We start from the raw sequence: 16614 nt of genomic DNA, 5'->3' as shown, positions 1-16614 counted from the left end.
TCGGTCGCAGGCGACCGCGATCGGGGCGTCCGGTGCCGGACGTCCGCAACGAGAACCGAAGGCTCGGTTAGGAAGAAAGATCGTATCAGCGTGATGGACCGGTGAACAGGCGCGAGGACTGATCTCGCCATCACGAAGCGGCGGGTTCGTCACGTCTGGACTGAAACCGCGATCCGGCTCGGCCGTATCCATCGCGGCGTCCCGGTGGCATCGAAGGGGGCCGGGCGGTTGCGCCGCGGCGCCCGCCCCGCGATGGTGGTTCGGCTCGACCGATGCGGACCTCGCCCATGGACACCCTCTCGCTCGTCCTCGACGCCTTCGCGCCGATCGCCGGGCGCCGCCTCCTCGACGTCGGCTGCGGTCCCGGCGCGATGGCGGCCGCGCTCGCCGGCCACGGCGCATGGATGACCGGGATCGATCCTGGCGCGGCGGCGATCGCGGCCGCCCGGGACCGCGCGCCGGATTGCACCTTCGAGGCCGGCTCGGCCGAGAGCCTGCCCTTCGCCGACGGATCGTTCGACGGCGCGGTGATCCTCAACGCCCTGCATCACGTCCCCGACCCGCGCGCCGCGCTCGGCGAGGCGGCCCGGGTCGTCGTGCCGGGGGGCCGGATCGTCGTGGTCGAGCCGTTGGCAGAGGGCAGCTTCTTCGTGGCGCTCAGGCCGGTCGAGGACGAGACCGCGATCCGCGCGGCGGCGCAGGCCGCCATCGCCGACGCGATCGCGGCCGGGCGGTTCCGCTGCCTTTCCGACACGACGTTCGTGCGCCGCGAGACTTTTGCCGACCGCGACGCCTTCCTCGAACGTGTCGCCGCGGTCGACCCGGCGCGGCGGATCGCAATCCGCGACAACGCGGAAGCGATCGCCACCGCCTTCGCGGCTGCGACCGAGCGCGATGCGGACGGGCGTTACGGGCTATCGCAGCCGCTGCGGGCGCACGTCCTCGTCGCAGTGCGCGAGCCGGCTTGAGGTTTGCAGTTTGCGCCCGGGTCCTACGCCCGCGCCTTGGCCAGCCGATCGAAGGCCAGCAGTTCGGACAGGAGCGCCGACATGTCCCGCAGCGCCACCATGTTCGGGCCGTCGGACGGGGCGCGGTCGGGATCGGGATGGGTCTCGATGAAGACGCCGGCGACGCCGACCGCGACGGCGGCCCTGGCCAGCACGGCGACGAAGCGGCGCTCGCCGCCCGAGCTTCCCCCCTGCCCGCCCGGCTGCTGCACCGAGTGGGTGGCGTCGAACACCACCGGCGCGCCGCCGGTGACCGCGGCCATGATCGGCAGGCTGCGCATGTCGGAGACCAGGGTGTTGTAGCCGAACGAGGCGCCGCGCTCGGTGACCATCACGTTCGGGTTGCCGGCTTGGGTCACCTTGGCGGCCACGTGCTGCATGTCCCAGGGGGCGAGGAACTGGCCCTTCTTGACGTTGACCACGCGGCCGGTGGCGGCGGCGGCAAGCAGCAGGTCGGTCTGGCGGCAAAGGAAGGCCGGGATCTGGAGCACGTCGACCACCTCGGCGGCCGGCCCGCACTGCCCGGCATCGTGCACGTCGGTGAGCACAGGCAGGCCGTATCGTGCTTTGATCTCGGCGAAGATCGGCAGCGCGCCGGAGAGGCCGATGCCGCGGGCGGCCCCGCCCGAGGTGCGGTTGGCCTTGTCGAAGGACGCCTTGAACACGAGGCCGAGCCCGTGGGCCTCGGCCATCTCCTTCAGCGCGGCGGCGATCTCGAGGGCGTGGTCGCGGCTCTCGAGCTGGCACGGGCCAGCGATCAGCGCGAGCGGCAGGTGGTTGCCGAAGGCGACCGCGCCGGCGCGGACGGTCTTGGGCTCGTGGGTCTCGGTCGAATCGGGCATGGGCGGAGGCTTAGCCCGCCCTCGCCCCGTGCGAAAGTCCGGCCCTGCGGCGCAAGGCCGGCGGCCGGTTCGGTACCAGGACGCAGACCGTGAGGTCGCCGGCGAGCGCGTCGTCGCGCGGCCCGGTCTCGCAGCGGAGCGCCGCCTTGCCTGCGATGCCCTGGCGCGGCGCGTCGGCGAGCAGCGAATCCTGGTGGACCTGCCGCGCCAGCACCTCGGCGGCCTCGGCGGCCGCGCCGGTGAGCGCGCGCGCAGCCCGGCCGATCAGCGCGTAGTAGCCTCGGGTCGGCTCGCGGTCGCGGGAGGCGAACACCATCCGCGCCGGCGCCCGGCAATCGAGGCTCATCCGCTCGGCGTCGGTGGCGCGGAACACCGCGAGCGAGCCGGCGCGCCCGGCGAGCGAGGCCCCGGTGGCCCGGATCATCGTGGCGGCGAGCCGGTCGCAGGCATCGACCCGGGGTGCGGCGGCGGCCGGGATCGTCGTGGCGAGGACGAGGAATGCGGCCGCGCGCAGGAGGCCGCTCATTGCTGCGGCGCCGACCGCACCGCCCGCTCCGATTCGATCGCGGCGAGCAGGATGCAGAGCGCGATCCCCTCGGCCGCCTCGCGGACCTCGGACAGGCTCGGGTAGGAGGGCGCGAGGCGCAGCGCCGCGTCGCGCGGGTCGCGGCCGTTGGGGAAGGTCGCGCCGGCCGGCGTCAGGCCGATGCCGGCGCCCTTGGCGAGCGCGACGATGCGCTCGGCGGTGCCGACGCCGGCGTCGACGCTAACGAAGTAGCCGCCCTCGGGCCGGCTCCAGATCACGTCGGTCCCGGTGAGGTGGCGTTCGAGCGCCTCGGTCACGGCCGAGAACTTCGGGGCGAGGAGCTCGCGCTGGCGCTCCATGTGGGCGGTGAGCCCGGCCGGGTCGCGCAGGAAGCGGACGTGCCGAAGCTGGTTCAGCTTGTCCGGCCCGATGGTGCGCTTGCCGGCCCGCGCCAGGTACCAGCGCACGTTCTCGGGAGAGCCGGCGAAGAACGCCAGCCCCGCGCCGGCCAGCGTGATCTTCGAGGTCGAGGCGAAGACGAAGGCGCGGTCGGGGTTGCCGGCCTGCTTGCAGACATCGAGGATGTCGGGAATCGCGTGGTGCTCGGGCGTGAGGTGGTGGACGGCGTAGGCGTTGTCCCAGAACAGGCGGAAGTCCGGGGCGCCGGCCTTCATCGCCGCGAGCCGCCGGACGGTCTCGTCCGAATAGATCTCACCGGACGGGTTCGAATATTTCGGGACGCACCACATCCCCTTGACCGCCGGGTCCGCGACCAGGGCCTCGACCACCTCCATGTCCGGCCCCTCGGGGGTCATCGGCACCGGCAGCATGCGGATGCCGAACTCCTCGCACAGGAAGAAGTGGCGGTCGTAGCCCGGCACCGGGCAGAGGAAGGCCGGCGCCGCCTCCTTCGACCACGGGCGCTCGGAGCCGGGCACGCCCTTCAGCATCGCCCAGACGATGCAGTCGTGCATCACGGCGAGACTTGCGTTCTCGGCCACCACCACCTGCTCCGGCGGTGCGCCGAGGAGCGCCGGGCCGAACAGCGCGCGGGCCTCGGCCAAGCCCTGGAGGCCGCCGTAGTTGCGCGCATCCTCGCCCGACGCCGTGGTGTGGTCGCCGTTGCCGGGCAGCGCCAGCATCCCCGAGGCGAGGTCGAGCTGCTCGGGCGCGGGCTTGCCCCGGGTCATGTCGAGTTTCAGCCCGCGGGCGCGGAACGCCTCGTAGGCGCCTTGCGCCTGCGCGTAGCGCGCGGCGAGGTCGGCGGGGGACAGGTCTGCGAGTGCGGTCATCGGAACACGGGCCGGGTTGTGCGGGCGTCGGGGCGTGTCATAGGCCGATCCGTGTTCCAGCGCACGCGAAAGCCGCGGCCGGGACCGGCCGGCCCTTCCCGGATCACGGATCGGTGATCTAAGGTCGCCGCGAGGGGGCGGTCGATTCGAGAGCGCCATGATCGACGACGTCTTCACCTACGGCGGGCAAGGCCTGGGTTTCGTGGCGATCGGCCTGTGGGCCTGGCTCGCCATGACCGCGCCCGCGCTCCAGGCCTGGATCCTGGCGCGCTACGAGGACGAGCTCGGGCTCGGCGCCTCGCCGTCCGCTTCCGCCCCCGCACGCTCGGCCCGCATGGGGCTCGTCGCCGGCGGGGTGACGATGGTCGCGCTCCTGTGCCAGTCGATCGGGTTCGCGATCCCGGATTGACCTTGCCGCGATTGACCTTGCCCGGATTGAATTTGCCGCGATCGACCCTGCGCCGCCCCGCTCAGCGCCGCCCGAACAGCCGCTCGATGTCGTGGCGGCCGAGCGCGACGTAGGTCGGGCGGCCGTGGTTGCACTGGCCGGAATTCGGCGTCGCCTCCATGGCGCGTAAGAGCGCGTTCATCTCCTCCGGGCGCAGGCGGCGGCCGGCGCGGATCGAGCCGTGGCAGCTCATCCGCGAGAGCACCGCGTCGAGGCGGCGCCCGAGGGGGCCGTCCTCCAGGGCGCCGGCGCCGCCCTCCTCCACCCCGCTGGCGTCGAGCGCGTCGAGGATGTCGGCGACGAGGTCGCGCACCGAGGCGCCGGCGAGCGCCGCCGGCACGGCGCGCACCAGCACCGCACCGGGGCCGAAGCCTTCCAGCGTCAGGCCGAGCCGTTCGAGTTCGGGGGCCGCCGCGGCCAGCCGCTCGGCGGCCTCGGGCGCCATCTCGATCACGTCGGGGATCAGCAGGCCCTGCCGCAGGATGCCGCCCGACGCGCGCTCGCGCTTCATCCGCTCGTAGACCAGGCGCTCGTGCGCCGCGTGCTGATCGACGATCACCACGCCGTCGCGGGTCTGGGCGACGATGTAGGTCTCGTGCAGCTGCGCCCGCGCGGCGCCCAGCGGATGGTCGAGGGCGTCCTCGGCCGCGTCGAGGCTGCGCAGGTCGGCGGCCGGCGGCGCCAGGTCGGCCGTCGGTTCCGCCAAGCCGGCCATCGGGTCCGATAAGTCGCCGGCCGGGTCGAACGCCGCCTGCGCCGCCTCGCCGAACCCGTAAGCCTGGTTCGGTGCGGGCCGGCGGAAGCCGGACGGCGCCGCGAGCGACGGGGTGCCGGGCCGGAACGCGCCGGTTCGGGCTGCCTTGAACAGGCTCGGGCTCGCCGCCCCGCCATGTTGAGTCAGGGCATGCTGCGTCAAGGCATGTTGCGTGAGCGGAAGCCCGCTGGAGGGGCGTAGGGCGTCGAGGGTGCGGGCGGCGACGCCGGTCGAGGCCCGCGCTCCGCCCCGGCGCAGGGCCTCGTGGATCGCGCTGACGACGAGCGCCCGCACCAGCCCCGGATCGCGGAACCGCACTTCGGTCTTGGCCGGGTGGACGTTGACGTCGACGAGGCCGGGCTCGCAGGCGATCGCCAGCCCGAGCACCGGATGCCGGTCGGAGCGCAGGGTGTCGGCGTAGGCGCCGCGCACGGCGCCGAGCAGCAGCCGGTCGCGGACGGGACGGCCGTTCACCGTGAAATGGATGTGGTTGGCCGCCCCGCGATGGAAGGTCGGCAGCCCGACATGGCCGGTGAGCGAGAAGCCCTCGCGCGCCATCGCCACCGGCAGGGCGTTCTCGGAAAAGTCCGACCCCAGCACCTGCGCCAGCCGGGCGAGGTTGGCCGCCGGGTCGTCCGGCCCGGCGCCGGCGAGCGCCGGCAGCACCAGCGGCGTGCCGCCCTCGCTCGTCAGCGTGAAGCGGATCGCAGGCTGCGCCACGGCGAGCCGGCGCAGGATGTCGGAGACCGCCGCGCTCTCGGCGCGGTCCGACTTCAGGAACTTCAGCCGCGCCGGCGTCGCCGAGAACAGGTCGGTCACCTCGATCCGGGTTCCGCGCGCGGCCGGCGCCGGGCGCACCGCGCCGCGCAGGCCCGCCTCGACGACGAGCGCCGCGCCAGATTCGGCCTCCGCCGTGCGCGTGGTGATCGACAGCCGCGAGACCGCGCCGATCGAGGGCAGCGCCTCGCCGCGGAAGCCCAGCGTGTCGATCCGCGTGAGGTCGCCGCCCGGCAGCTTCGAGGTGGCGTGGCGCTCGACGGCCAGGACGAGGTCGTCCGCCGACATGCCGGCGCCGTCGTCGACCACCCGGATCAGCCGCCGGCCGCCGGCCTCGATCGTCACCGCGACCGAGCGGGCGCCGGCGTCGATCGCGTTCTCCACGAGCTCCTTGACGGCGGAAGCCGGCCGCTCGACCACCTCGCCCGCGGCGATGCGGTCGACGAGGACCGGGTCGAGACGGCGGACGGGCGCGGGGGCGGACATGATCGCCCGCTTATAGACCCGCCGCACGCGCCGATCCATCGGCGTCGCGGGTCCGCCCCCATCCGCCGTTGACGCCGCATTAACTACGCCCGGCTAGCCTTCGTTAACCATGCGGAAGCGGTGCGGCGATCTTTGCGCGCCCAACCAGGGGAGTCGGGATCCGGTGCTGGGGGTGGAAGGCGACGGGCATGCGCGACGGGAGGCAGGCCGTGCCTGCGGCCTCGCGCTGCTGCTCGCCGGCCTCCCGGCGGCGCTCGCGACCCTGCCCGCCGCGGCGCAGGCGCAAGGCGCGCGCTTCGAATCCCTCAGTCCCGTCGGCGGCCAGCCCGACAACCCCGGCATCGGCCAGGAGCCCGGCCAGGACGGATTGCCGACCTTGCGCCGCCGCCCCATGGACGGTCCGCCCCGCCTCGGCAACGGCACGTCCGGCGAGACGTCCGGCGGCGAATCCTCCGGCGGCCTCACCTCGGGCGGCGCCAGCCTGTCCGGGCCGACCGGCGCCGAGGCCGGCGCCTCGACCTTCGACACGCGCGTCCGCTCCTCCGGCAGCCGCACCGGCGGCGCCACCTCGGGCGCCAACAACCGCGCGCCGATCAGCCTGCTGCGCCAGCGCGCGGCACCGCCCCGGCGCCAGGGGACGGCGACGCGGCGCTTGACCCAGGACGTCACCCAGATCCCGCCGCCGTCCCTGCGGCTGTCGCCGGTGATCCAGAACCCGGTCGTCGGCGTGCCCCTGCCGCCGGAGGCGCCGCGGCCGCAAGGGGCGGGGCTGCCGCTGATCAATCCGCTGAGCGGCGTCCTCACGCCGGGCGCGCTGCTGGCCAACAGCCTGCGGCGGCCGCTCGCCACCGACGACGCCTACGCGCCGCTCGGGCTGAAGCTCGGCAGCTTCACGGTGCTGCCCTCCTTCACCCAGAGCCTCGGCTACGACAGCAACCCGGACCAGACGACGCCCTCCCTCGCCAAGGGCTCGGTGGCGCTGAGGAGCGAGGGCGAGCTGAACTTCCGCTCCGACTGGTCGCGGAGCGAACTCGCGGGCGAGCTGCGCGCCGGTTACCTCGAGACCCCGCAGAACGAGGTGGCGAGCCGCCCGAACGCGGCCGGCACCGTGCGGCTGCGGATCGACGCCAACCGCGACCTGCGGATCGACGCCGAGACCCGCTTCCTCGTCGACACCCAGCGCACCGGCAGCCCCAACCTCCAGGCCGTGACGGCGACCAACCGGCCGATCGTGGCGACCTATGGCGGCTCGCTCGGCGCGACGGAGACCTTCAACCGGCTGTCCGTGTCCCTGCGCGGCTCGGTCGACCGCTCCGAGTTCGAGGATGCGCGGCTGTCCGACGGCACCGTGATCAGCCAGGCCGACCGCAACCAGAACCAGTACAGCATGCGCCTGCGCACGGCCTACGAGGTGTCGCCGGAGATCAGCCCCTTCGTCGAGCTGCTCGCCGACACCCGGGTCTACGACCTGCCCCGCGACGCCAGCGGCCTGCGCCGCGACTCGGACGGCATCGCCGCCTCTGTCGGCGCGACCCTGAACTTCACCCGCTCGATCAGCGGCGAGATCTCGGGCGGCCTGCAGCACCGCACCTACGTCGACCCGGCCTTGCGCGGCCTCGACGCGCCCATCCTGGCCGCCGCCCTGATCTGGGCGGCGAGCCCCCTCACCACCGTGCGCCTCAACGCGCAGGCCGGCGTCACCGAGACGACGGTCCCCGGCTCCAGCGGCATCCGCACCCAGACGGCGACGCTGGAGGTGCAGCACGACCTCCTGCGCAACCTCTCGATCATCGTCGGCGGCGCCTACCTGCACAACGACTACCAGGGGGTCTCGATCCGCGAGACCGGCTTCTCGGCGACCGCCCGGCTCGACTACCGCTTCAACCGCTGGCTGACGCTGCGCGGCACCTATCTCTACCAGGAGATCAACAGCTCGGTGGCGACGGCGAGCTTCTCCGACAACACCTTCCTGCTCGGGCTGCGGGTGAGCCCGTAGCCCCACACGCGGCCGATACCGGACCTCGGTGAGCGCGACTCGTCGCGGTCCGGCCGCCGCGACTGCGGGGCGGCGGCAATCCGCCGGACCTCATCGGTCCTGACCCGTGAGACTTGGTGTAAGCCCTCAGCGCACCAGCGCGAGGGAGGCACCGGACTTGGTCAGCGCGCCGTCGAGGGCGCCGCCGCCCTGGCGTAGGCGCGCGGCCACCGTGCCGCCCTGCTGGTACAGGTAGACCTCGCCGTCCCGGAAATCCCAGGCCGTGACCTTGGCCAGATCCTTGTTCGGGCAGCCCGCGGCGGAGGCCTTGTAGAGGTCGAGCGCCGGCGCGCTGGACAGCGTCACCTTGCAGCTCGCCCCGGTCGCATCCTTGGCGTCCCAGGCGCCGACCACCGAGGCGCGCCCGCTCGCCACCACCGGCGGGGCAGGCGGCGGCGCGACCACCGGCTCGGGGATGACGTTGGAGGCCGGCGGGGCGATCGAGGCCTGCGCGCCGATCGGCGCCCCGTCCGGCGCGGCCGAGGCCCCCGGCGGCGGCGCGAGCGGCGCGGAGGTCACGGCGCCCGAGGGCATCGCCGGCGCGATGTTGTCGATGGCGGCCTGCTGTGCCGGCGCGCGGACGCGAGGTCCGTCGAAGCGCTGCGACGAGCAGGCGCCGAGACCCGCGGCCAGCGCGAGGAGGGCGATCGTCGAACGGTACTGGCGCGGCATCGGTCTCGGCTTCCCCGGCGCGCGTGCGGCGCCCCTTGCGGGTCCTTGCGTCGGGGGCAAATGCGATGGCCGCAAGGCGGGGGATCGGGGAACGCCCACCCGAGTGCCCACGCACGGGGCTTTTCGGGGCGAGTGTGGCGGGGCGGCCTCAGTGCCGCGCCCCGCCAGATCAGACCGTGCGCTCGACCATCATCTTCTTGATCTCGGCGATGGCTTTGGCCGGGTTCAGGTTCTTCGGGCAGGTGTTGGCGCAGTTCATGATCGTGTGGCAGCGATAGAGCTTGAACGGGTCGTGCAGCGCGTCGAGGCGGTCGCCGGTGTTCTCGTCGCGGCTGTCGATCAGCCAGCGGTAGGCCTGCAGCAGCGCGGCAGGCCCCAAGAACTTCTCGCCGTTCCACCAGTAGCTCGGGCACGAGGTGGTGCAGCAGGCGCACAGGATGCACTCGTACAGTCCGTCGAGCTTGGCCCGGTCCTCCGGGGTCTGCGGCCATTCCTTCTCGGGCGCTAGGGTGTCGGTCTTGAGCCAGGGCTCGACCGAGGCGTGCTGGGCGTAGAAGTTCGTCAGGTCGGGAACGAGGTCCTTCAGCACCGGCATGTGCGGCAGCGGGTAGATCTTCACCGCGGCGGTCTTCCGGCCCTTGGCGTGCTCCTGGCACTCGTCGATGCCCATGGTGCAGGCGAGCGCGTTCTGGCCCTCGATGTTCATGGCGCAGGAGCCGCAGATGCCCTCGCGGCACGAGCGGCGGAACACCAGCGTCGAGTCGACCTTGTTCTTGATCCACAGGAGGGCGTCGAGCACCATCGGCCCACAATCGTCGCGGTCGACCTGGTAGGTGTCGATCCGCGGGTTCTTCCCGTCGTCCGGGTTCCAGCGGTAGACGCGGAACTCCTTGAGGTTCTTGGCCCCCGTCGTCGCGGGCCAGGACTTGCCCTCGGTGATCTGGGAGTTCTTGGGGAGGGAGAATTCGGCCATGGCTGTCGTTGGCTTCCGCTAGAGTCGATCGAAGCAACGATCGGCAAGACGCATCGAGGACGCGGCCTCGCCGATCGGCTTTCCGAAGCGCAGCTTAGTAAACGCGCGCCTTCGGCTCGATGTACTGGATCTCGTTCGACATCGTGTAGGTGTGGACCGGGCGGTAGTCGATGTTCACCCGGTGGGCGCTCTCGTCCAGCCACGACAGGGTGTGCTTCATCCACTCCTTGTCGTTGCGGTCGGGGAAGTCCTCGCGGGCATGCGCGCCGCGCGATTCCTCGCGGTTGGCGGCCGATTCCATCGTGACGACCGCCTGGCCGATCAGGTTGTCGAACTCCAGGGTCTCCAGGAGGTCGGTGTTCCAGACGAGCGACCGGTCGGTGATGCGGATGTCGGCCGACGCGCTCCAGACCTTGTGGATCAGGCCCTTGCCCTCCTCCAGCACCTCGCCGGTGCGGAACACGGCGCAGTTGTTCTGCATCGTCTTCTGCATCTCGAGCCGCAGGTCCGCGGTCGGCGTGCCGCCGTCGGCGTAGCGGAAGCGGTCGAGGCGGGTGAGCGCCTTGTCGGCCGAGTCCTTGGCGAGGTCCATCGGCCGGCCGTTCGGCTCGACGATCTCGGCGCAGCGTTGGCCCGCCGCGCGGCCGAACACCACGAGGTCGATCAGCGAGTTCGAGCCGAGGCGGTTGGCGCCGTGCACCGAGACGCAGGCCGCCTCGCCGATCGCCATCAGGCCGGGCACCACGGTGTCGGGGTTGCCGTCGCGCAGCGTCAGCACCTCGCCGTGATAGTTCGTCGGGATGCCGCCCATGTTGTAGTGCACCGTCGGCAGCACCGGGATCGGCTCCTTGGTGACGTCGACGCCGGCGAAGATCTTGGCCGATTCCGAGATGCCCGGCAGGCGCTGGTGCAGGATCGCCGGGTCGAGGTGGTCGAGGTGCAGGAAGATGTGGTCGCCGCCCTTGCCGACGCCGCGGCCGGCCCGGATCTCCATGGTCATCGAGCGCGAGACCACGTCGCGCGAGGCGAGGTCCTTCGCCGACGGCGCGTAGCGCTCCATGAAGCGCTCGCCCTCGGAGTTGGTGAGGTAGCCGCCCTCGCCGCGGGCGCCCTCGGTGATCAGGCAGCCGGCGCCGTAGATGCCGGTGGGGTGGAACTGCACGAACTCCATGTCCTGCAGCGGCAGGCCGGCGCGCAGCACCATGGCGTTGCCGTCGCCGGTGCAGGTGTGGGCGGACGTCGCCGAGAAGTACGAGCGGCCGTACCCGCCGGTGGCGAGGATCACCATCTGCGCGCGGAAGCGGTGGATCTCGCCGGTGGCCTGGTCCATGGCGACGACACCGCGGCAGCGGCCCTCGTCGTCCATGATCAGATCGAGGGCGAAGTACTCGATGAAGAAGTTGGTCTGGTTCTTCACCGCCTGCCCGTAGAGGGTATGGAGCATCGCGTGCCCCGTGCGGTCGGCGGCCGCGCAGGTGCGTTGCGCCGTGCCCTTGCCGTAATCTGTGGTCATGCCGCCGAAGGGCCGCTGGTAGATCTTGCCCTCCTCCGTGCGGGAGAACGGCACGCCCCAGTGCTCGAGCTCGTACACGGCCGCCGGGGCGTTGCGCACCAGGTACTCGATCGCGTCCTGGTCGCCGAGCCAGTCCGAGCCCTTCACGGTGTCGTACATGTGCCAGCGCCAGTCGTCCGGCCCCATGTTGCCGAGCGAGGCCGAGATGCCGCCCTGCGCCGCCACGGTGTGCGAGCGGGTCGGGAACACCTTGGTGATGCAGGCGGTGCGCAGGCCGGCCTGCGAGCAGCCGACGGTGGCGCGAAGCCCTGCGCCGCCCGCGCCGACGACGACGACGTCGAAGGTGTGGTCGGTGATGGAATAGGCGGGTCCCTGCCCGTTCTGTCCGTTGGCGGCCATGGAAGGCTCCTTCAAGCTCGCGGGAAGCAGGTCAGACGAGGCGGCCGAGCCCCACGCGCAGGATGGCGTAGAGGCAGGCCACGGCCACGACGACCGCGTAGAAGTTGTTGGCGAACACCGCGGCGATCTTCAGCCCCGGGCTGTGGATGTAATCCTCGATGATCACCTGCATCCCCAGACGCATGTGGATCGCGACCGAGGTCACGGCCAGGATCAGGACGATCGCGACGAAGGGGTGCGACACCAGGGCCACCGCCTCCGGATACGGTCGGCCGGCCATCAGGGCGATGATCACCACGAAGGCGAGCATCAGCGGCGCGTTGGCGGCGGCGGTCAGGCGCTGCATCCACCAATGCCCGACGCCGTGGTGGGCGACGCCGAGGCCGCGGACGCGGGCGCGGGGGGTGCGGATCGAGACCTGCGGGTTCTGAAGGATCTTGGCCTTGGCCATGGCGGCAACTCCTCAGCGCGCCAGAAGGGCGACGGCCCAGACGACGACCGTCAGCGTCGTCGAACCGATCAGGGTAGCGCGGGCCAGCGCCATGCGCTTGTCGCGGTCGAATCCGTAGCCGGCGTCCCACACGAAGTGGCGCAGACCGCCCAGCATGTGGTGCAGCAGGATCCAGGTGTAGGCGAACAGCACGATCCGCCCGATCCAGGACCCGAAGAACCACGCCACCCAGGCGTAGGCCGCCGGGCCGGAGGCGAGCGCCACGAGCCAGATCGCGACGAGCGCGGTGCCGCCGTAGAGGGCGGTGCCGGTGACGCGGTGGAACACCGACATCGCCATCGTCCAGGTCCAGCGGTAGATCTGGAGGTGCGGCGAGAGCGGCTGGGCCACGGTGGGGCGTGCGGTGGGTGCCATCGTGCGGGGGGCCTCGTGTCGTTCTCGGAATGGGCTTCGAATTGGACCGTCTCTAATCTGTAGCGCTAGAGGTCCAGGCGTTTCGCCGCAATGCGGCATGGCGGGGCGGTGTTGACGATTCCGCCGGGATATCGCCTTCCCATTGCTGTCCTGGGGGCTCTGCTTTCGCGATAGGCCGCCTCGTCATGGCAGCCGTCCGATCAGTCGCCACCACAGGTAGTCGAGGGGTGCGGCGACCAGCAGCCCGGCGATGCCGTAGGCGAAGGTCGCCCGCGTCGCGTCCGCGAGGGACACCCCGCCCAGCTCGCGCGCGAATACGATGGGCGGCGCCTGGTAGGGGAAGAACAGGGTCGCGTAGCCGACCACCTGCACCATCACCACGTCGAGCAACGGCCAACCGCTGGCCTTCGCCACCTCGCCGGCCAGCGCCGTGTAGAGCGCGGGCGCGCCGTTGGCGGTGACGACCAGGGCCAGCGCCGTCGCGATGCCGACGAGCACGGCGAAATTCTGGACCGGGGCGCCGAGGCTGAGGGGCGCGACCGCCAGCAAGGCGTGGCCGAGGCGCTCGCCCAGGCCGGTCTCGTTGACCAGCGCGACGAGGCCGAGGAGGGCGGCGATGTAGAAGCAGGTGCGCAGGGAGACTTGCGTGAACGCCTCCGCCGGCAGCACGCCGACCCGCGGCATCAGGCAGATCACCGCGGCCGAGAGCCCGACCCAGGCCGGGGCGATCCCGTGCAGCCCGTCGGTGGTCCACAGGACCAGGGTGCCGACGAGGATCGCCGCGAGGCGGCGCTCGGCGGGCGAGGCCGGCGGCAACGCCGGCAGGGCCGCGGCCTCGGCCTCGAGCCGGTCGGGGAACAGTTTTACGAGCAGCAGGACGAGGAGCGCGCCCTTGACCAGCGCGAGCACCGGCGCGTGCAGCCAGAGATAGGGCAGGTAGGTGAGGTGCAGCCCCTGGAGCCGCTCGGCGGCGCCGGCCATCACGAGGTTCGGGACGTTGGCCGGCAGGATCGCCGCCGACAGGATCGGGGTCGCGAGCCCGATCGCCATCACCGCGCCGACCCGGCCCTTGCGACCGGGCGCCAGCCCGAACGCGTCGCAGAGCGACAGCGTCACCGGGATCATCAGGGCGATGCGCCCGAGGTTCGACGGCATCACGAAGGCGAGGAGGAAGCTGAACCCCACGAGCCCGGCGATGAAGCGCGCATAGGAGCCCGAGAGCCGGCCGCTCAGGCCCTGCGCCAGGCGCGCGCCGAGGCCGGTCCGGGTCATCGCGAGGCCGACCACCATCCCCGACATCACCAGCCAGAAGGCCGACGACGCGAAGCCCGAGAACACCGTCGCCGCCGCGCCGAGCTTGAGCAGCATCGCGAGCGCGAAGAACAGGAGCGCGGTGACGATCTCGGGCAGCAGCGCCGTCGCCCACAGCCCCATGCAGAGCACGAGCAGGCCGGCGGTCGCCAGGATCGTCGTCTCGCCTCCCATGTTGCTTCGCCCCGCCGCGTTCGGTTCCAGGCTCGTTTAGGGGCCGGATTGGAACGGTTCGCAATACGGCATCCTTTGACGGTGCCTTCGCGAACGGCGAAGGATGTGGACCGCGGTCGCCCGTCGCGCAGGGCCGGCCGCGGGGCGGACGCAGGGCGGCTTCGCGCCCGGCGAACAAGGAGGCGTCCTGCGATGATGCGCTTCGACCTCCCCGACCTCACCCTCTTCCGTCACGTGGTCGAGGCCGGCTCGATCACCCACGGGGCTGCGCGGGCGAACCTCGCGCTCGCCGCCGCCTCGACGCGCATCCGGGCGATGGAGACCTCGCTCGGCGCAGCCCTCCTCACCCGCAGCCGCCTCGGCGTGGTCCCGACCCCGGCCGGGCGGACGCTGCTGGCCCATGCCCGCGGGCTGATCGCCGGCATCGAGCGGATGCAGGGCGAGCTCTCGGCCTATTCCGGCGGCACCGTCGGGCAGATCCGGGTCCTGGCTAACACCAACGCGCTCACCGAATTCCTGCCCGATGCGCTCGCCGCCTACCTGACAAGGAACCCCGGCGTCAGCGTCGAGATCGACGAGCACACCTCGGACGAGATCGTCGGCCTCGTCGCCGACGGGCAGGCCGACCTCGGCATCCTGTCGGGCACGGTCGACACCGGCACCCTGCAGACGTTTCCGTTCCGGAAGGACCGGTTCGTGCTCGTGGCGGCCCGCGGCCACGCCCTGGCCGAGCGCGAGACCGTCTCCTTCGGCGAGGTCCTGGCGCACGACCTCGTCGGCCTCGACCGGGCGAGCGCGCTCACGCGCTTCCTCGCCGACAAGGCGGCCCGCGTCGGGCGCCCGATGCGCCTGCGGGTGCAGCTGCGGGGCTTCGACGCCGTCTGCCGCCTCGTCGAAGCCCGCGTCGGGGTCGGCATCGTGCCCGAGAGCATGGCCCGGCGGGTGGCGCGCGGCCTCGACATCGCCGTCGTGCCGCTGGTCGAGCCCTGGGCGACCCGCGCCTTGACCCTGTGCCTCCGCAGCTTCGAGGGACTTCCGGCCTTCGCGCAGGACTTCGTCAGGCACTTGCGCGATGGTGGTGAGAACCGAGCGTAAGTCACAAGCTCTCATTGTTTGAGATAATGAATACATTCTACCTAGGGTAGAATGTTTCCGAATTTTTCAGACCGTGCACGTTTCGTTGATCGTGGAGGACTACGCAAAGACCTTTTTTCGGGATGGAGTCTGCCATCTCTACCGTGCGGGCGTCGCGAAGACGCTGGCTGCCGGACGGATGTCTTCGATGATGCCTGCTCAAACAGACTGCTTCGACGTCGTGGTGATCGGCGCCGGCCTGGCCGGAACCTGCCTCGCCGGCCGCCTCGCCAGCCAGGGCCGCAGCGTGGCGCTGATCGACGCCCACACCGTCCACCCGCACGATTTCCGTGCGGAGAAGTACGGCTCGGCGCAGATGACGCTGTTCGAGGCGCTCGGCTTCGGCGACGCCACCCGCGGCTGCACGACCCGGACCGATTCCGTCCGGGTCGTCCGCTTCGGCCGCCTCGCCCACTGGGAGCGGACCACCGAATACGGCGCTGCCTATCCCGACCTGATCAACGCCCTGCGCGCCGCCCTGCCCGCCGGGCTGCTCACCGTCGGCCGGGTCGCCGACCTCGACCTCGGCCCGGACCGGCAGGTTGTCACACTCGCCGACGGGCGCCGGTTCGAAGGCCGGCTCGTCGTGCTGGCCACCGGCCTCGGCGACGTGCTGCGCCGCAAGGCCGGGATCTCACGGCGCGTGATCGGCGAGCGACACTCCCTGGCTGCGGGCTTCGACATGGCCGCGCCGCGTTCCGCCTTCCCGTTCCCGGCGATGACCTACTTCTCCGAGCGCTTCGGCGGCGGCGACGCCTACCTCACGCTGTTCCCCCTCGGCGAGACCATGCGGGCGAACCTGTTCTGCTACCACCAGCCGAACGCCCCCTGGACGAAGGCGCTCCGCGCCGACCCGGAGGGCGCCCTGCGCACGCTGATGCCGGGGCTCGCCGCCCATTGCCTGGACCTCGCGATCGCGGGCGCGGTCGAGGTTCGCCCGATCGACCTGATGCGGGCCGAAGGCCACGTGCGCGACGGGCTCGTCCTCGTCGGCGACGCGTTCCAGACCGCCTGCCCGATTCCCGGCACCGGGATCGGCAAGGTGCTGACCGACGTGCGCCAGCTCGCCGAGGCGCACCTGCCGGGCTGGCTCGCGACGCCGGGGATGGGCGCCGACAAGGTCGCCGCGTTCTATGCCGACCCGGTCAAGGTCGCCTGCGACGCCGCGAGCCTGGAATCCAGCCTCTACGCCCGCGCGCTGGCCACCGAGACGACCCTGCCCTGGGCGGCCCGCCGGGTGCGCAACCGCGTCGCGCGCCACGCGATCCGCTACGCGACCGACGCCTCGCGCGGGGCGATGCGCGCAGCCTCGGTGGTCGTGGCCCACTTGGCGGTGTGAAGCGGGCTTGGCCGTTTGAAGCGGGCTTGGCCGTGTGACGCGAACTCGGCCGTGTAATACTAAGTCT

Annotated in this window: 15 protein-coding genes; 5 read left to right on the top strand and 10 right to left on the bottom strand. The window is 72.1% G+C overall.

The genetic code is table 11. The annotated features are described in order from the left end of the window. The first annotated feature begins 287 nt into the window (after positions 1-287). Positions 288-968 (top strand): class I SAM-dependent methyltransferase, encoded by a 681-nt coding sequence (locus FV226_RS10740; protein ID WP_147762889.1) that lies wholly within the window; start codon positions 288-290, stop codon positions 966-968. A 23-nt stretch (positions 969-991) separates the two neighbouring features. Here the strand turns inward: FV226_RS10740 and kdsA are convergent, their stop codons facing one another. Genes kdsA through FV226_RS10725 form a run of 3 tightly spaced genes read right to left on the bottom strand, consistent with a single transcriptional unit; the run spans position 992 to position 3667 of the window. Next, complete coding sequence (gene kdsA, locus FV226_RS10735) at positions 992-1849, bottom strand: 3-deoxy-8-phosphooctulonate synthase (RefSeq protein ID WP_147762888.1); 858 nt, start codon at positions 1847-1849, stop codon at positions 992-994. A gap of 10 nt (positions 1850-1859) precedes the next feature. Beyond that, positions 1860-2375 (bottom strand): hypothetical protein, encoded by a 516-nt coding sequence (locus FV226_RS10730; RefSeq protein ID WP_187278728.1) that lies wholly within the window; start codon positions 2373-2375, stop codon positions 1860-1862. Then, positions 2372-3667, bottom strand: coding sequence for an aminotransferase class I/II-fold pyridoxal phosphate-dependent enzyme (locus tag FV226_RS10725; RefSeq protein ID WP_147762887.1), 1296 nt, complete (start codon positions 3665-3667; stop codon positions 2372-2374). Before FV226_RS10725 ends, FV226_RS10730 begins: the two co-directional genes overlap by 4 nt. A 157-nt stretch (positions 3668-3824) precedes the next feature. Between FV226_RS10725 and FV226_RS10720 the strand changes: the two genes are divergently transcribed. Further along, a complete protein-coding gene (locus tag FV226_RS10720) occupies positions 3825-4076 on the top strand; it encodes a hypothetical protein (RefSeq protein WP_147752375.1) in 252 nt (83 codons plus the stop codon). A gap of 61 nt (positions 4077-4137) precedes the next feature. Here the strand turns inward: FV226_RS10720 and mutL are convergent, their stop codons facing one another. Next, complete coding sequence (mutL, locus tag FV226_RS10715; RefSeq protein WP_147762908.1) at positions 4138-6132, bottom strand: DNA mismatch repair endonuclease MutL; 1995 nt, start codon at positions 6130-6132, stop codon at positions 4138-4140. A gap of 163 nt (positions 6133-6295) precedes the next feature. On the opposite strand from mutL, the gene FV226_RS10710 reads away from it, so the two are divergent. Continuing rightward, the gene (locus FV226_RS10710; protein ID WP_246691548.1) at positions 6296-8128 is read left to right on the top strand and encodes an outer membrane beta-barrel protein; all 1833 of its coding nucleotides are present in this window, start codon (positions 6296-6298) and stop codon (positions 8126-8128) included. A gap of 126 nt (positions 8129-8254) precedes the next feature. Here FV226_RS10710 and FV226_RS10705 read toward each other — a convergent pair whose 3' ends face one another. From FV226_RS10705 to FV226_RS10680, 6 genes are all read right to left on the bottom strand, one after another. Next, entirely contained in the window at positions 8255-8839 is a 585-nt protein-coding gene (locus tag FV226_RS10705) for an AprI/Inh family metalloprotease inhibitor (RefSeq protein ID WP_147762885.1), read from the bottom strand. 169 nt (positions 8840-9008) lie between these two features. Further along, positions 9009-9812 (bottom strand): succinate dehydrogenase iron-sulfur subunit, encoded by an 804-nt coding sequence (locus FV226_RS10700; RefSeq protein ID WP_147753922.1) that lies wholly within the window; start codon positions 9810-9812, stop codon positions 9009-9011. A 94-nt stretch (positions 9813-9906) separates the two neighbouring features. After that, entirely contained in the window at positions 9907-11724 is a 1818-nt protein-coding gene (sdhA, locus tag FV226_RS10695) for a succinate dehydrogenase flavoprotein subunit (protein WP_147753923.1), read from the bottom strand. A gap of 31 nt (positions 11725-11755) precedes the next feature. Further along, the gene (gene sdhD / locus FV226_RS10690; RefSeq protein ID WP_147753924.1) at positions 11756-12175 is read right to left on the bottom strand and encodes a succinate dehydrogenase, hydrophobic membrane anchor protein; all 420 of its coding nucleotides are present in this window, start codon (positions 12173-12175) and stop codon (positions 11756-11758) included. A 12-nt stretch (positions 12176-12187) separates the two neighbouring features. Further along, a complete protein-coding gene (gene sdhC, locus FV226_RS10685; protein WP_147762884.1) occupies positions 12188-12589 on the bottom strand; it encodes a succinate dehydrogenase, cytochrome b556 subunit in 402 nt (133 codons plus the stop codon). Between the two features lie 183 nt (positions 12590-12772). Continuing rightward, entirely contained in the window at positions 12773-14074 is a 1302-nt protein-coding gene (locus tag FV226_RS10680; RefSeq protein WP_246691547.1) for an SLC13 family permease, read from the bottom strand. Between the two features lie 192 nt (positions 14075-14266). On the opposite strand from FV226_RS10680, the gene FV226_RS10675 reads away from it, so the two are divergent. Both FV226_RS10675 and FV226_RS10670 read left to right on the top strand, forming a co-directional pair. Next, a complete protein-coding gene (locus tag FV226_RS10675) occupies positions 14267-15169 on the top strand; it encodes a LysR substrate-binding domain-containing protein (RefSeq protein ID WP_187275236.1) in 903 nt (300 codons plus the stop codon). Between the two features lie 187 nt (positions 15170-15356). Then, positions 15357-16547, top strand: coding sequence for an NAD(P)/FAD-dependent oxidoreductase (locus tag FV226_RS10670; RefSeq protein WP_147762883.1), 1191 nt, complete (start codon positions 15357-15359; stop codon positions 16545-16547). Positions 16548-16614 lie beyond the last annotated feature (67 nt).

This window comes from Methylobacterium sp. WL12 (genome assembly GCF_008039475.1).
GTDB lineage: Bacteria > Pseudomonadota > Alphaproteobacteria > Rhizobiales > Beijerinckiaceae > Methylobacterium > Methylobacterium cerastii.
The sequence above is the reverse complement of the archived record's forward strand: the minus strand, read 5'-3'. Positions and strand labels throughout refer to the sequence as shown.

Excerpts from the sequence above, each read along its gene's own strand:
- FV226_RS10730 (WP_187278728.1), bottom strand. The coding sequence starts at position 2,375 with ATGAGCGGCCTCCTGCGCGCGGCCGCATTCCTCGTCCTCGCCACGACG.
- mutL (WP_147762908.1), bottom strand. The coding sequence starts at position 6,132 with ATGTCCGCCCCCGCGCCCGTCCGCCGTCTCGACCCGGTCCTCGTCGAC.
- FV226_RS10705 (WP_147762885.1), bottom strand. The coding sequence starts at position 8,839 with ATGCCGCGCCAGTACCGTTCGACGATCGCCCTCCTCGCGCTGGCCGCG.
- FV226_RS10670 (WP_147762883.1), top strand. The coding sequence starts at position 15,357 with ATGATGCCTGCTCAAACAGACTGCTTCGACGTCGTGGTGATCGGCGCC.
- kdsA (WP_147762888.1), bottom strand. The coding sequence starts at position 1,849 with ATGCCCGATTCGACCGAGACCCACGAGCCCAAGACCGTCCGCGCCGGC.
- sdhD (WP_147753924.1), bottom strand. The coding sequence starts at position 12,175 with ATGGCCAAGGCCAAGATCCTTCAGAACCCGCAGGTCTCGATCCGCACC.
- FV226_RS10720 (WP_147752375.1), top strand. The coding sequence starts at position 3,825 with ATGATCGACGACGTCTTCACCTACGGCGGGCAAGGCCTGGGTTTCGTG.
- sdhA (WP_147753923.1), bottom strand. The coding sequence starts at position 11,724 with ATGGCCGCCAACGGACAGAACGGGCAGGGACCCGCCTATTCCATCACC.
- sdhC (WP_147762884.1), bottom strand. The coding sequence starts at position 12,589 with ATGGCACCCACCGCACGCCCCACCGTGGCCCAGCCGCTCTCGCCGCAC.
- FV226_RS10700 (WP_147753922.1), bottom strand. The coding sequence starts at position 9,812 with ATGGCCGAATTCTCCCTCCCCAAGAACTCCCAGATCACCGAGGGCAAG.
- FV226_RS10740 (WP_147762889.1), top strand. The coding sequence starts at position 288 with ATGGACACCCTCTCGCTCGTCCTCGACGCCTTCGCGCCGATCGCCGGG.
- FV226_RS10725 (WP_147762887.1), bottom strand. The coding sequence starts at position 3,667 with ATGACCGCACTCGCAGACCTGTCCCCCGCCGACCTCGCCGCGCGCTAC.
- FV226_RS10680 (WP_246691547.1), bottom strand. The coding sequence starts at position 14,074 with ATGGGAGGCGAGACGACGATCCTGGCGACCGCCGGCCTGCTCGTGCTC.
- FV226_RS10675 (WP_187275236.1), top strand. The coding sequence starts at position 14,267 with ATGATGCGCTTCGACCTCCCCGACCTCACCCTCTTCCGTCACGTGGTC.